Source organism: uncultured Haliea sp., assembly GCF_963973825.1.
Taxonomy (GTDB): Bacteria; Pseudomonadota; Gammaproteobacteria; order Pseudomonadales; family Halieaceae; genus Haliea.
In genome coordinates this window covers 189,046-202,982 of sequence record NZ_CAXBAE010000007.1, presented here as the reverse complement: position 1 = coordinate 202,982, position 13,937 = coordinate 189,046, and the positions used below count along the sequence as shown (strand labels likewise).

General features: G+C 63.6%; 16 protein-coding genes and 1 tRNA gene. 1 reads left to right on the top strand and 16 read right to left on the bottom strand.

Features of this window, described 5'->3' with window-relative positions:
• Positions 1 to 87 precede the first annotated feature (87 nt).
• The 16 genes from AACZ17_RS10550 to AACZ17_RS10475 form a co-directional block, all read right to left on the bottom strand.
• Positions 88 to 163 (bottom strand) — tRNA-Lys (locus tag AACZ17_RS10550).
• A gap of 75 nt (positions 164 to 238) precedes the next feature.
• Positions 239 to 940: a 7-cyano-7-deazaguanine synthase QueC gene (queC, locus tag AACZ17_RS10545; protein WP_290742039.1), complete on the bottom strand. Its 702-nt coding sequence runs from the start codon at positions 938 to 940 to the stop codon at positions 239 to 241.
• Positions 924 to 1,619, bottom strand: coding sequence for a 7-carboxy-7-deazaguanine synthase QueE (queE, locus tag AACZ17_RS10540; protein WP_290742042.1), 696 nt, complete (start codon positions 1,617 to 1,619; stop codon positions 924 to 926). The genes queC and queE overlap by 17 nt, the downstream gene beginning before the upstream one ends.
• A 13-nt stretch (positions 1,620 to 1,632) precedes the next feature.
• Positions 1,633 to 2,589: a tol-pal system protein YbgF gene (gene ybgF, locus AACZ17_RS10535; protein ID WP_290742045.1), complete on the bottom strand. Its 957-nt coding sequence runs from the start codon at positions 2,587 to 2,589 to the stop codon at positions 1,633 to 1,635.
• A 14-nt stretch (positions 2,590 to 2,603) separates the two neighbouring features.
• Positions 2,604 to 3,128: a peptidoglycan-associated lipoprotein Pal gene (pal, locus tag AACZ17_RS10530; RefSeq protein WP_290742048.1), complete on the bottom strand. Its 525-nt coding sequence runs from the start codon at positions 3,126 to 3,128 to the stop codon at positions 2,604 to 2,606.
• A gap of 49 nt (positions 3,129 to 3,177) precedes the next feature.
• Positions 3,178 to 4,479, bottom strand: coding sequence for a Tol-Pal system beta propeller repeat protein TolB (gene tolB / locus AACZ17_RS10525; protein WP_290742051.1), 1,302 nt, complete (start codon positions 4,477 to 4,479; stop codon positions 3,178 to 3,180).
• Entirely contained in the window at positions 4,479 to 5,294 is an 816-nt protein-coding gene (gene tolA, locus AACZ17_RS10520; RefSeq protein ID WP_290742054.1) for a cell envelope integrity protein TolA, read from the bottom strand. Before tolA ends, tolB begins: the two co-directional genes overlap by 1 nt.
• Complete coding sequence (tolR, locus tag AACZ17_RS10515) at positions 5,291 to 5,683, bottom strand: protein TolR (RefSeq protein ID WP_290742562.1); 393 nt, start codon at positions 5,681 to 5,683, stop codon at positions 5,291 to 5,293. The genes tolA and tolR overlap by 4 nt, the downstream gene beginning before the upstream one ends.
• 38 nt (positions 5,684 to 5,721) lie before the next feature.
• Positions 5,722 to 6,432 carry a protein TolQ gene (tolQ, locus tag AACZ17_RS10510; RefSeq protein WP_290742057.1) on the bottom strand — a complete coding sequence of 237 codons (711 nt, stop codon included), beginning with the start codon at positions 6,430 to 6,432 and terminating at the stop codon, positions 5,722 to 5,724.
• A 15-nt stretch (positions 6,433 to 6,447) separates the two neighbouring features.
• Entirely contained in the window at positions 6,448 to 6,861 is a 414-nt protein-coding gene (gene ybgC, locus AACZ17_RS10505) for a tol-pal system-associated acyl-CoA thioesterase (protein WP_290742061.1), read from the bottom strand.
• Positions 6,858 to 7,916 carry a Holliday junction branch migration DNA helicase RuvB gene (ruvB, locus tag AACZ17_RS10500; RefSeq protein ID WP_290742064.1) on the bottom strand — a complete coding sequence of 353 codons (1,059 nt, stop codon included), beginning with the start codon at positions 7,914 to 7,916 and terminating at the stop codon, positions 6,858 to 6,860. Before ruvB ends, ybgC begins: the two co-directional genes overlap by 4 nt.
• A complete protein-coding gene (gene ruvA, locus AACZ17_RS10495) occupies positions 7,916 to 8,530 on the bottom strand; it encodes a Holliday junction branch migration protein RuvA (RefSeq protein WP_290742067.1) in 615 nt (204 codons plus the stop codon). The genes ruvB and ruvA overlap by 1 nt, the downstream gene beginning before the upstream one ends.
• Before the next feature lie 15 nt (positions 8,531 to 8,545).
• Entirely contained in the window at positions 8,546 to 9,064 is a 519-nt protein-coding gene (gene ruvC / locus AACZ17_RS10490; RefSeq protein WP_290742070.1) for a crossover junction endodeoxyribonuclease RuvC, read from the bottom strand.
• Between the two features lie 93 nt (positions 9,065 to 9,157).
• Positions 9,158 to 10,936, bottom strand: a complete 1,779-nt coding sequence (gene aspS / locus AACZ17_RS10485; RefSeq protein WP_290742073.1) for an aspartate--tRNA ligase — start codon at positions 10,934 to 10,936, stop codon at positions 9,158 to 9,160.
• A gap of 45 nt (positions 10,937 to 10,981) precedes the next feature.
• Positions 10,982 to 11,269: a zinc ribbon domain-containing protein gene (locus tag AACZ17_RS10480; RefSeq protein ID WP_290742076.1), complete on the bottom strand. Its 288-nt coding sequence runs from the start codon at positions 11,267 to 11,269 to the stop codon at positions 10,982 to 10,984.
• A gap of 191 nt (positions 11,270 to 11,460) precedes the next feature.
• Positions 11,461 to 11,895 (bottom strand): HU family DNA-binding protein, encoded by a 435-nt coding sequence (locus AACZ17_RS10475; protein ID WP_290742079.1) that lies wholly within the window; start codon positions 11,893 to 11,895, stop codon positions 11,461 to 11,463.
• Positions 11,896 to 12,204: 309 nt separating this feature from the next.
• Between AACZ17_RS10475 and AACZ17_RS10470 the strand changes: the two genes are divergently transcribed.
• Positions 12,205 to 13,917, top strand: coding sequence for a proline--tRNA ligase (locus tag AACZ17_RS10470; RefSeq protein WP_290742082.1), 1,713 nt, complete (start codon positions 12,205 to 12,207; stop codon positions 13,915 to 13,917).
• Positions 13,918 to 13,937 lie beyond the last annotated feature (20 nt).

Genomic DNA, 13,937 nt, shown 5'->3' with positions numbered 1-13,937 from the left:
GATTGACCGTTCGCCTCTACCAAATTCCCGCTAACCCGCGATGAACCAAAAAAAATGCCGCCCTTGTGAGGCGGCATTTTCGGGTTATGGTGGGCCGTGCTGGATTCGAACCAGCGACCAATTGGTTAAAAGCCAACTGCTCTACCAACTGAGCTAACGGCCCCGAAAGAGGAGCGTATAGTACGGATTTGGCAATAAAACTCAAGGGGTTTTTACGCCAACGCCTGCAATAATCCCGCTATGGCCGGTAACGCGTCGGGTCGGGAACCCCAGCCTGCAGAAATCCGTCGCGGCGCAGGCGGCAGGCGTCGCAGCGGCCACAGGCCAGGCCCTGGTCCGTTGCCTGATAGCAGGAGACGGTCAGGGAGTAGTCGACATCATGTGCGATGCCAGCGGCAATGATCTCCGCCTTGGACAGGTGCATCAGCGGCGTGTGGATGGTGAGCCTGTGCCCCTCCACGCCGGCCCGGGTGGCAAGATTGGCCATCTCCTCGAAGGCGGCGATATAGTCGGGCCGGCAATCCGGGTAGCCGGAGTAATCCACGGCATTCACGCCAATGAAGATATCGCGGGCCTCCAGCACTTCGGCCCAGCCCAGCGCGATGGACAAAAACACCGTATTGCGCGCCGGCACATAGGTCACGGGTATGCCGGTAGTGGCTTCTTCAGGTACGGCGATCTCCGGGTCCGTGAGCGCAGAACCACCGATACTGTCGAGGTTCAGGGTGACAACCTTGTGCTGCACGTCCCCGGCAGCGGCGGAAACACGCGACGCGGCCACCAGCTCGGCGCGATGGCGCTGACCGTAGTCAAAACTCAGGGTATAGCATTCGTAGCCCTGCCTCAGCGCCATCGCGAGCACCGTGGTCGAGTCCAGGCCACCCGACACCAGGATGACCGCGCGCCGCCCACGGCCGGGGCTCTCAGTGGCCGGGCTCATCGTTCCACAGCAGTTTGTGCAGTTGCAGCTGCAGGCGTACAGGCAGGTTGTCAGCCAGTATCCACTCGGCGAGGTCGCGCCCGTGCAGCTGGCCATGGCTGGGGGAAAACAACACATCCGACACACGGCGGGCCAGGTCGTATTCGTCCAGTTTGAAGCGCGCCCACTCGTAGTCAGCCCGGTCACAAATCACAAACTTGATCTGGTCGCGGGGGGTCAGGTACTGAATGTTGGCGTAGTCGTTCCGGTGAGCCTCTGCGGAGGCCGGTGTCTTCAGGTCGAGCACCTTCACCACGCGCGCATCCACCTCCGCGACCGGCAGCGCCCCGGAAGTCTCCAGCGACACCTCGTAGCCTGCATCACACAGTGCGGCCAGCAAGGGCAGGCAGCTCTTCTGCGCCAGTGGCTCACCGCCGGTGACCGTCACAAAGCGGGGTGCAAAGCGGGCGACCTCGGCGAGCACATCCGAGAGTCCACGCTGCTCACCGCCACTGAAGGCGTAGGCGGTATCGCAGTAGACGCAGCGCAGCGGGCAGCCGGTGAGACGGACAAACACGGTTGGCAGGCCTACCGTGCGCGCCTCACCCTGCAGGGAATAGAAGATCTCGGTGATCCGCAGCGTCGTTTCTGCGGCGGTATCAGCTGCGCCGCCGCCTGTGATGGATGCCAGGTATGTCATGGTCTGACCGGGGTCAGTAGTTGTCGTTGATGAAGTCCTGCGCCAGCTTGACCGCCGCGCTGTTGGAGGCCCCATACTCGTTGATTACCCGATCGAGAAACTCCCGAGCCCGGTCGCGGTTACCTTTGGTGTAGTGAATCTTGCCGAGCTTGAACAGGGCATCAGGCACCTTGGAATCCGCGGGATACAGGTCCAGCAGCAGCATGAAGGACTGCCGCGCCGCCTCCACGTCCGGTGGCGTGGTGACCAGATAGAGTTCTCCCAACCAGTAGTGCGCGTTCGGCGTAAAGCGACCGGCCGGATAATCGCGCAGGAACTGCTGGAATGCGCTGACCGCCTCATCAAACTTCTGCTCGCGCACCAACCCATATGCCGCCTGGTAGGCCGCCGACTCGCCCGGTTGGGCCGCCGTCGGTTGGGCCGCAGGGGCGGACGCCGGAACAGACGCGGCCGGCGCCGAAGGGGAACCCGTTGAGGTCGCACCCTCGGTCGGCAGGGGCGCCACCTCATCAACGCTGCCACCGGCCAGCAGGCTCAGGCGACGATCGATATCCAGGTAACGTTCCAGACTCTGGCTCTTGAGGGTTCGCAGCTCGTGGGCCTGTTCTTCCACAATGCCATTAAGGCGCATGACTTCCTGCTGCAACTGCTGGACCTGCAGCATCAACTGCCCCGCGTTAGCGCCGCTGGCGGCAACGGGCGCCGGGGCCACGGTGGTGGCCGGGGCGGTGGACGCGGACTGCTCCGGCCTGGCCGAGGTGCCGATGCCATAGCTGGTTACCGGATAGGCCTGAGCCGGCTGTGCAGCCTGCGTGCCGCTGGCACTGGCCGGACGACCCTCGGAGGCTGCGCGCTCCGCCTCGAGGTCGATGTACTCCTGTGCCTGAGCCAGAACGCAGAACGGGCCGACCGCGAGGGCCAGCCCGTTTGCCAGCAGCGTTCGAGTGAACGCTTTGCCAAACAACAGCATGCGCTACCCGCGCCTTACTTCAGCTCAACGCGGCGGTTCTGGGACCAGTTGGCCTCGCCGGAACCGTAAGCGATGGGCTGTTCTTCGCCGTAGCTGACCGTTTCGATGCGGTAGCTGGCGATGCCGTTAACCACCATGTAGTCGCGAACCGTGTTGGCACGACGCTCGCCCAGCGCCATGTTGTACTCACGGGTACCGCGCTCGTCGGTGTGGCCTTCGAGGCGAACACTGCGGTCATTGGTCCGCAGCAGCGCGATGTGGGCGTCCAGGGCGGCCTGCGCCTGGGGCTTCAACGTGGAGCTGTCGTAGTCGAAATAGAACACGTTGCCCACAGCAGCAACGGCATCCTGCAGACGACGCTCAGCCATCGCGGCGTCCTCCATGGCAGCCCGCTCAGCGGCGGAGCGTGCCGCAGCTTCGGCGGCAGCGGCATCGGCGGCTGAAGAATCGTCTTTCGTGTCTTTGCTCGAACAGGCGGCCAGAAACACTGCCGCGAAGAGCAGGGTGAGCACCTTACCGGCAACAGTCAGTTGTTTCATTGCTTTGCTTTCCTTCGGATAAATGATGACATTGGTTACAAGAGCCGCGTTAGCGGCTCATATACGGTGACCATGCCGGTTCACGGACATCGCCTTCGCGCGCCGGTAAACGGAATTTCACGCCTCCATCCACGGATACAGCGGCCAGAATGCCACGATCCCCAGACTTGGTGCCGTACAATACCATAGAGCCGTTGGGCGCGATACTGGGACTTTCGTCCAGATCAGTACCCGTCAGGATCTGCAGACGGTTGGTGACCAGATCCTGCAGGGCGATATGAAACTGCCCGCCGGCCTGATGCACCATCACCAGATTGCGACCGTCCTGGGCGACCCGCGCCCGGGCGTTGTAGCTGCCTTCGTAGGTCAGCCTTTCGGTAGCACCGCTACGCAGGTCGTACCGGTAGATTTGCGGGCGTCCGCCGCGGTCCGACGTGAACAGGATGGAGCGACCATCCGGCATCCAGGTGGGCTCGGTATCGATGGCGTAGTGTCGCGTCAACTGGGTCAGTTCGCGGGTGCGCAGATCCATCAGGTAGATATCCGGGTTGCCATCTTTGGATAGCACCATGGCCATGGAATTGCCGTCCGGCGACCAGGCCGGAGCACCGTTAAGACCGCGGAAATTGGTGAGCTGCACCCGGGCCCCCGTGGCCAGTTCCTGACGGTAGATAGCGGGTCGGCTGGTTTCAAACGAGACATAGGCGATGTGCTTGCCGTCCGGCGACCAGGAGGGCGCCATGATCGGCTCGCGCGACTCCAGCAGCACGATGGGGCGGGCCCCGTCGGAGTCGGACAGCGTCAGGCGGTAGAAGTCCTTGCCCCCGGGATTGCGCGTGACCGATACGTACAGCAGACGGGTGGCGAAGGCGCCCGGGATGCCGGTGAGCGTCTCGTACACCTCGTCGGCGACGCGGTGGGCGAGCATGCGGGCGTCGTTGACATGCCCCTCCTCGTAACCGCTCAGGACCCGAGCCTGACGATTGACATCGAAAAGCTCATACTCAATGCGCATCTGAACCTGCCCGGTCACCGAGGCCCGACCAATCAGCACATACTCAGTGTTGATGGCCCGCCAGTCGCGGTAGAACACTTCCTGCTGTGTCGAGGGCCGGGCCAGCATATCGCCGCGCCCCACCGGATCGAACTGGCCGCTGCGCGCCAGGTCGTTGTCAATGACCTGCGCGACATCCTCGGGCGCCGTTCCACTGCCCTGCCAGGCAAACGGCACGACTGCAATGGCAGTGGGGTTATCCATGCCCTGGGTGATCTCAATCACCAATTCGGCCCGGGCGCTCGTCGTTGCCAGCGCGAACACAGTCGCGACCAGCACTGCTGTCAGGTGTTTCATCAGTAACGTAGATCCTCTGGTCGGAATAACAGGCGGAAGCGCCTGAAGTTCTGTTCAAACTCACGGGGCGGCAGGTTCTTCAACTCCGGGAAGTTCCCGGCGCGCTCCACCGCGGCGATGGCCGAGCGGTCAAACGCCGTGTCGCCGCTGCTACGCAGCACGCTGACACTGACCACCTCGCCCGTGGGTATCAATTGTATGGACAACAAAACCTCCATCCCGTTGCGCGCGGTGGGCGGCCGGCTCCAGCGCTGCTCCACCGTCTGTCGGATCAGTGAAGCATAGCTGGCCGCCAGCTCCGCTGCCGCCGCCGCAGCGCGCGCGGCCTGGGCTGCCGCCTCGCGCCGCGCGGCTTCCTGGCGTGCCTGCTCGGCCAGTTCCTGCGCCGTCGGCCCCTTGGGCTCCGGTTTGGGTTCGGGCTTGGGTGCCGGTTTGGGTTTCTCCGCAGGCTTGGGGGCTGGCTTTGGCTCCGGCTTGGGCTCGGGCTTGGGTTCCGGCTTCGGCGCGGGCTTGGGCTCCGGTTTGGGCTCCGGTTTTGGCACCGGCTTCGGCACCGGCTTCGGTTCGGGCTTCGGTGGCGGCTTGGCCACAGGCTTGGGCTCCGGCTTGGGTGCCGGCTTCGGCTGGGCCTCGTTCATGGTCACCAGCGTTGCATTGATCACCTTGGGAGCCGGCTTCGGCTTCACCACGCGCTCATCGGACAAGGTCCAGTTCGCGGTCAACAGAAAAATGACCAACCCGTGCAGGGCGACAGTCGCCAGCGCAGGGCGCACAATAATGCGCGGCGTGACCGGTTTGGCATACAGCGATGTCACTGCGGGGGCTCTGTCACCAGTCCAACGCTGGGTGCACCGGCTTCCTGCAGGGCGGCCATGAGCGTGACCACTTCACCGTAGGGCACCGCGCGGTCACCCCAGACCAGCACCGGCTTCTCGGGGCTGCGTCGCATCACGGCGCCGACGCGCTGGGAGATGGTGGCCAGGGTAAGCGCCTGCTCCTGCTCCTCCCCGAGGTTGAGGAACAGCTGGCCCGCACTGTCGATAGAGATAATGAGCGGCTCACTGTCCTGGTTCTCCACCGGGTCTGCGTCTGCCGTCGGCAGGTCGACCTTGACCCCCTGCATGAGCATGGGGGCGGTCACCATGAAAATGATAAGCAGCACCAGCATGACGTCGATGTAGGGCACGACGTTGATGTCGGCCATGGCACGGTGTTTATCGCGCGATCTGGACACGGTGGCGGCTACCCTGCTTTGCGATCACGTGACCGGAGGGCGTAGGCCTGCCGGTAGAGGATGCTGGAAAACTCATCAACGAAGGTGTCGTAGCGATTCAGGAAGTTGTCCATGCGGTTGGAAAACCGGTTATAGGCCAGCACCGCGGGTATTGCGGCAAACAGGCCCATGGCCGTGGCAATCAGCGCTTCGGAAATACCGGGCGCCACCGTGGCCAGCGTCGCCTGGGTGGCATTGGCCAGGCCGCGGAACGAGTTCATGATGCCCCAGACCGTGCCAAACAGGCCGATATAGGGGCTGGTGGAGCCTACCGAGGCGAGAAACGACAGGTGCTTTTCCAGCCGCTCCTCCTCGCGCAACATGGCCACCCGCATGGCGCGGCGCGAGCCTTCGATGACGGCTTCCGAATCCATCTCAGACTGCTTGGCCAGCCGCGAGAACTCCTTGAACCCCGCGCGGAAAATGCTCTCCATACCGACGATGAGTGCACCGTCCTCGGCGCGCTCGTTGCCCTCACGGTAGAGCTGGGAGAGGTCGATGCCCGACCAGAACCGTTCCTCGAAGTCGTACATGTCTTCGCGGCTGTTGCGGAAATAGATGAAGCGCTGAACGATCATGTACCAGGAGGCCATAGAGGCGAGCAGCAGCGTGAGCATCACCAGCTTGACGGTGACACCCGCTTCCATAATCAGGTGAACAATACTTAATTGCGCTTCCAAGTGTCGGGCTCCCCCTCAGTGAACCTGCGCGCTGCGCAGGGTATCCAACATGATGCGTGGCAACCGCCGGGGCTTGAGTCCAGAGCGGTCAACACAGGCAATCGTGACCTCTGCCGAGGCCAGTAACGCGTTGTCGAGACAGACCTCCTGCTGCAGGCGCATCGTGGCACCGCGCGCCTCCCGCAGGCGAACCTTAACCTGCAACTCATCATCCAGACGGGCCGGCCGGTGGTAGCGAACGGCCACGTCGTGCACCACGAACATCAGGTCGTGGTTGAAAATGTAGTCTTTGCCAAAGCCCAGGCTGCGCATGAACTCCGTCCGGGCGCGCTCCATGAATTTCAGGTAATTGACGTAGTAGACGATGCCACCGGCGTCGGTGTCTTCTATGTAGACGCGCAGCTTAATCGAAAATTCCGCCGTGCTCACGCGCTGTCGTCCTGATCAGGCTCCAATGGTAATTGTGCCACTTCCGGGTGGCTCGCAGCCGGCAGACCGAAGTGCAGGTAGGCACTGCGGGTGACCATGCGCCCGCGTGGGGTGCGCACCATATACCCCTGCTGGATGAGGTAGGGTTCCAGCACATCCTCAATCGTACCCCGCTCCTCGGATATCGCCGCGGCCAGGCTGTCCACCCCGACCGGGCCGCCGTCGAATTTCTCGATCATGGCCAACAGCAGGCGGCGGTCCTGGTGATCGAAGCCGCGGTGGTCGACACTCAGCATATCCAGCGCATGATCCGCCACCTCGGCCGTGATGTGACCGTCTGCCTTCACTTCCGCGTAATCCCGCACCCGCCGCAACAGCCGGTTGGCAATGCGCGGGGTGCCCCGTGCGCGGCGCGCGATTTCCATCGCGCCGTGGCTGTCCATGCCGATGCCGAGGATGGCCGCGGAGCGCGCCACGATCTGTGCCAGATCCTCCACCTGGTAGAACTCCAGGCGCTGCACAATGCCGAACCGGTCGCGCAGGGGAGAGGTCAGCAGGCCGGCGCGGGTAGTCGCACCCACCAGGGTGAACGGCGGCAAATCGAGCTTGATCGAGCGCGCGGCGGGCCCCTCACCGATCATGATGTCGAGCTGGTAATCCTCCATGGCGGGGTAGAGGATCTCCTCGACAACCGGACTGAGCCGATGAATCTCGTCGATAAACAGGACATCACCGGGCTCCAGGTTGGTCATCAGCGCCGCGATGTCGCCCGCCTTCTCCAGCACGGGCCCGGACGTGGTTTTCAGCGATACGCCCATTTCGTTGGCGATGATGCTGGCCAGTGTGGTTTTGCCCAGACCCGGCGGCCCGAATACCAACGTGTGGTCCAGCGGTTCGCCTCGCCCTCGCGCAGCCTGCAGGAAGATGGCCATCTGGTCGCGCACCGCCGGCTGGCCGACATACTCGGCCAGCGATTTCGGGCGGATGGCGCGGTCCATGGCCTCCTCACGGTCACCCGTTGCCTGGGGCGCGATCAAGCGGTCGGTTTCAATCATCAGCGCTGTACCACGGCTTTCAGGGCGCGACGAATCAGGGCTTCGCTGTCCATCGCATTGTCATCGTTTACCGCGGCTATCATGCGCGCGGCCTCCGCGGGCTTGTAGCCGAGCGCAATCAGCGCGCCCTCGGCATCCGCCACGTGGTCGCTGTGCGCCATGTACGGATCGGCGACCGGGCCGGTATCCGCACCCGCCCACTGGCCCAGCAGATGCTTGAGTTTGTCGCGCATTTCAACCAGCAGGCGCTCAGCGGTTTTCTTGCCCACGCCGGGCAGTGCCACCAGCGCAGACAGATCGTCGCGCTCAACGCAGCGCGCGAAAGCCACCGCATCCATGCCGGAGAGGATGGTCAGCGCCAGTTTGGGGCCGACACCGCTCACCTTGACCAGCTGCCGGAACAGCGCGCGGTCGCGCTCATCGACAAAGCCATAGAGCAGCTGGGCGTCCTCGCGGACGACAAAGTGCGTCAACAGCGTGACATCGGCGCCGAGCGCGGGCAACTGGAACAGGGTGCTCATTGGCACCTGGATGTCGTAGCCCACTCCCCCCACGTCCACCAGAATATCCGGGGGCTGCTTGTAGACCAGGGTGCCACGAATCCTGCCAATCATGCCTGCGGTCGCCTCCTAGCGCATCCGGCGCCGGCGCACCGCGGTGGCGCCGGCAATGTGTATCATACTTTGTTGGCTGTGCGCGTGACACAGGGCCGCTGCCAGCGCGTCGGCGGCATCTTCCTGCGGGTTGGCGGGGAGTTGGAGCAGCACTTTGACCATATGCTGCACCTGCGCCTTGTCCGCGGCGCCGGTACCCACCACGGCCTGCTTGATCTGTCGCGCCGAGTACTCGGCCACCGCGAGGTTCTGTGCGACACCGGCGACGATTGCCGCGCCGCGTGCCTGCCCCAGCTTGAGGGCAGACCCCGCACTCTTGGCCATGAACACCTGCTCGATGGCCAGCTCCGCGGGACAGTGCAGCAGGACCAGTTCGGTGACGCTTTCGAAAATGATGCGCAGGCGCTCGGGGAGGTCGCCGGCGGGCAGCCGAATCACCCCACTGGTGATGTACTCACTGCGCCCCGCAACGTGGTTGATGATGCCAAAGCCCGTCTTGCGGGACCCGGGGTCGATCCCGAGGATGACCGCCATAGTGTGCTCCGAGCGCTGCCAGGAAACCGTTGTCTGTATAAATTTACAGTATTATGGGGCGGGTTCCAACCGCCACAGACAGCAGCGCGCCCGTCACTCAGCGGCCGTCACCCGGGCCTGTCGCAAACGGATGTTCAGCTCTTTCAGCTGGGCATCGTTGACATCACCCGGCGCGTCGGTCAGTGCACAATGGGCGCTCTGTGTCTTCGGGAAAGCGATGACGTCACGGATGGACTGCGAACCGGTCATCAGCATGACCAGGCGGTCCAGGCCGAAGGCGAGCCCGCCGTGGGGTGGCGCACCGTACTGCAGGGCCTGCAGCAGGAAGCCGAATTTCTCCTCCGCCTCTGCATCGCTGATGCCGAGGATACGGAAGACCGCCTGCTGCATCTCGCGCTGGTGGATACGTACGCTGCCACCGCCGAGCTCGGTGCCGTTGAGCACCATGTCGTAGGCCCGGGAAAGCGCCGCTGCCGGGTCGGCCGCCAGCGCCCCCGGCGTGCAGGACGGAGCGGTGAAGGGATGGTGCAGGGGCGTCAGGCCACCTTTGCCGTTGTCTTCAAACATCGGGAAGTCGACCACCCAGAGCGGGGCCCACCCGTCGCGCACCAGGCCCTGATCCTGCGCCACTTTCAGGCGCAACGCGCCGAGCGACTCGTTGACCACGGAGGTTTTATCCGCGCCGAAGAAAACGATGTCGCCGTTCTCGGCCCGCAGACGCTGCATCATTTCCGCGACCACCGCGTCGGGCATGAACTTCAGAATCGGCGACTGCAATCCCTCAATACCTGCCGCGAGGTCGTTGACCTTGATCCAGGCGAGGCCGCGTGCCCCGTAAATACCCACGAAACGGGTGTAATCATCAATCTCCTTGCGGCTGATGCTCGCACCACCCGGCACGCGCAGCGCAGCGACGCGACCAGACGGGTCATCGGCGGGACCGCGAAACACCTTGAAGTCGACCTGCTGCATCAGGTCGTCAATGCTCACCAGTTCCAGGTCGATGCGCAGGTCGGGCTTGTCCGAGCCGAAACGGTCCATCGCCTCGGCCCAGGACATACGCGGAAAGTCGCCGAGATCCACGGCCAGCACCGTCTCGAACAACTGGCGCACCATGCGCTCGGCAATACCCATGATGCCGTCCTCGTCCATGAACGAGGTTTCAATATCGATCTGGGTAAACTCGGGCTGGCGATCAGCGCGCAGATCCTCGTCCCGGAAGCACTTGGCGATCTGGTAGTAGCGGTCGAACCCGGACACCATCAGCAGCTGCTTGAACAGCTGGGGCGACTGCGGCAGGGCAAAGAACTGGCCCGGGTGCGTGCGGCTCGGCACCAGGTAATCGCGTGCACCCTCCGGCGTCGCGCGCGTCAGTATCGGGGTCTCGATGTCGAGAAAACCTTCACCGTCGAGGAAATTGCGCACGGCGGTGGTGATCTTCGCGCGCAGGATCAAACGGTTCTGCATTTCCGGGCGGCGCAGATCCATATAGCGGTACTGCAGGCGAACGTCCTCCCCCACCTGCGTGTGCTCATCAAGCTGGAACGGCGGCGTGGCAGCGGAATTGAGGATCTCCAGTTCCTTGCCCAGTACCTCGATCTCGCCGGTGGCCATCGACGGGTTCACCGTCGCCGCTGCCCGGGCACGAACACGCCCCGTGACACGGAGCACGTACTCGCTGCGCACACGATCCGCGGCGCGGAAGTGCTCCTCGGTATCCGGATCGAAAACCACCTGCACGATGCCGCCGCGGTCACGCATGTCGAGGAAGATCACCCCACCGTGATCGCGACGCCGGTCCACCCATCCGCAGAGGGTAACTGTCTGGTCGATGTCGGCCGTGCCCAGGGCGCCGCAATAGTGACTGCGCATAATTCCGTTTCCGTCTATGTCGAATGAGGCCCGGGGGCCGGGAAGCTAACTGGCCGGCTTGGCCTCGCTGGCCTTGGGGCTGCCACTGTCCGCGGACGCAGCAGGTGCTGCCCCGCCGTCGCCGCCGCCCGCTGCCAGGTTTTTCTTGCCGCTGGTCTTGAAGTCGGTCTCGTACCAGCCACCGCCCTTGAGACGGAAGCCCGCGGCCGAGACCTTCTTGCGCAACTCGGCCTTGCCGCAGGCGGGACAATCCACCAACGGCGCATCACTGATTTTCTGCAGGGCCTCATGCAAATGGCCGCAGGACTGACACTGGTACTCGTATATCGGCATGTTGTGTGCTCGCCTGTAGAAGAAAGGACAGCGAAAAATCGAGGCGCGGATTCTACCCCAAGGCAAGTCGAAGGCCAATACCGCAAAAACCGGTGGAAAACAAGGTGGGGAGTATGGCCCTGCACCGGAAGGCGCAAGGCGGGGAGTTGGGGATGCCCGCTCTCGCCGAGAGCGGGCCAGTCGGGCCGCGCTCAGCTGTCGGCGAAGTCCTTCATTTTCTTAAGCGCACGCACTTTGACCGCAACGCTGGCGGGCTTGGCGGCAAAGGTGGTTTCTTCACCGGTGAACGGGTTGATGCCCTTGCGCGCCTTTCTGGCGGGCTTTTTCACCGTGGTGATTTTCATCAGGCCCGGCAGGGTGAACTCGCCCACAGCGCGCTTCTTGAGGCTGCGCTCCATCAGTGACTCGAGCTCAGCCAGAACATCAGACACCTGCTTCTTGCTCAGGCTCGTGCTCTCCGCGATGGATGCCACAATCTGGGTTTTGGTGAGTTTGTCCTTGATCAGCGGAGCGGCCTTCTTCGCCGGAGCCGCGGCTTTCTTGGCCGGTGCCGCCTTGCTGGCTACTTTCTTGGCCGCCGCTTTCTTGGCAGGTGCTTTTTTCGCTGCTGCTTTTTTCGTCGCCATAGTCTTTAAACCTTCGTCTTGTTGAGTAGGGACCCGCATTGAAGCCACACTGACCACTGCCGCTCGCGCAACAGCACCGCTGCCAACAGGCTCTCCGCAAGATATTAACCATCAAACGCTACAATACAAGGGTTTTAGGGGGTCGAGGACGAAAAAAACGCTGTTTTAATCGGGTTTCGGCTCGTTTTGGCGCAACTGCTACCCAGGATGGGCCTCGATTGCACCAATCTGCCACGCCGGGGCGCTGTACCGCAGCGCCCTTCAGACGTAAACTGGGCGGCTCTGAAACCCTGCCCCGGAACCCGTTGCATGCGCACCAGCCAGTACCTCATAAGCACCCAGAAAGAGACCCCCGCCGACGCGGAGGTTATCAGCCACCAGTTGATGTTGCGTGCTGGCCTGGTGCGCAAGCTGGCCGCCGGACTCTACACCTGGCTGCCGCTGGGCCTGCGTGTCCTGCGCAAGGTCGAACAGGTCGTACGGGAGGAAATGGATGCCAGCGGCGCGCTGGAGGTGAGCATGCCGGTCGTGCAGCCCGCGGAGTTATGGCAGGAGTCCGGACGCTGGGAACAGTACGGGCCGGAACTGCTGCGCATCCAGGACCGGCACCAGCGCGATTTCTGCCTGGGTCCCACCCATGAGGAAGTGATCACCGACCTGATTCGCAACGAAGTTAAAAGCTACAAGCAGTTGCCGCTCAACCTCTACCAGATCCAGACCAAGGTCCGCGACGAGATTCGGCCGCGCTTCGGCATCATGCGCGGGCGCGAATTCCTGATGAAGGACGCCTACTCGTTCCACATCGACCAGGCTTCGCTGGAGGTGACCTACCAGAGGATGTACCAGGCCTACAGCAACATCTTCACCCGCCTGGGACTGGAGTTCCGCCCGGTGATCGCCGACAACGGCAGCATCGGGGGCAGCGGTTCGCACGAATTCCATGTGCTGGCCAACGCCGGCGAGGACGCGATAGCGTTCAGCGATGGCAGTGACTATGCCGCCAATGTGGAAATGGCCGCGGCGCTGCCGCCCAATGGTGAACGCCGTCCACCAACAGCCGACCTGACCGAGATACCCACACCGGGCGTGCGCAGCATCGAAGACCTGGGCAGGCAGCTATCAATACCTGCGGAGGCGACGGTGAAGACGCTGGTGGTGCACGGCGAGGAGCCCGATTCACTGGTCGCACTGGTGCTGCGCGGCGACCATACGCTGAACGGCATCAAGGCAGAAAAGCTGGCCGGCGTCGGCAACCCGCTCACCATGGCCAGCGAAGAGGCCGTGCGCGCCGCCTGCGGTGCCGGCTTTGGCTCCCTGGGCCCCGTCGGCCTGCCCCTGCCGATCATCGTCGATCACAGCGCCGCCCAGCTGGCGGATTTCAGCTGCGGTGCGAACCGCGATGATACCCACCTCACGGGCGTCAACTGGGAGCGCGACTGCCCGCTGACCCGTGTCGAGGACCTGCGCGAAGTGGTTGAAGGCGACCCGAGCCCCGATGGCAAGGGACATCTGCTGATTCGTCGCGGCATTGAGGTGGGGCACATCTTCCAGCTTGGCCGCAAGTACAGCGAAGCCATGAACGCCACGGTACTCGACGAACAGGGCAAGAGCGTCACCATGACCATGGGCTGCTACGGTATCGGCGTCAGTCGCATTGTGGCTGCGGCCATTGAGCAGAACCACGACGAGCGCGGCATAACCTGGCCCGCCGCCATGGCCCCGTTCCAGCTCGTGCTGGTGCCGCTCAACATGCAGAAATCGCAGGCCGTGGCGGACTGTGCAGAGGCGCTCTACCAACAGTTTCGGGAGGCGGGCGTAGACGTATTGCTTGACGATCGCAATGAGCGCCCCGGCGTGAAGTTCGCCGACATGGAGCTCATCGGCATCCCCCACCGCCTCGTCATCGGCGACCGCACGCTCGCCGAGGGCCACCTGGAGTACAAGGGACGTCGCGACGAAGACGCCACACTGCTGCCCGTCGCCGATGCCCTGGCTCGCGTACTCGAGCGCCTGCAAGGCTGATGCGGAGCCGGCGCACCGGC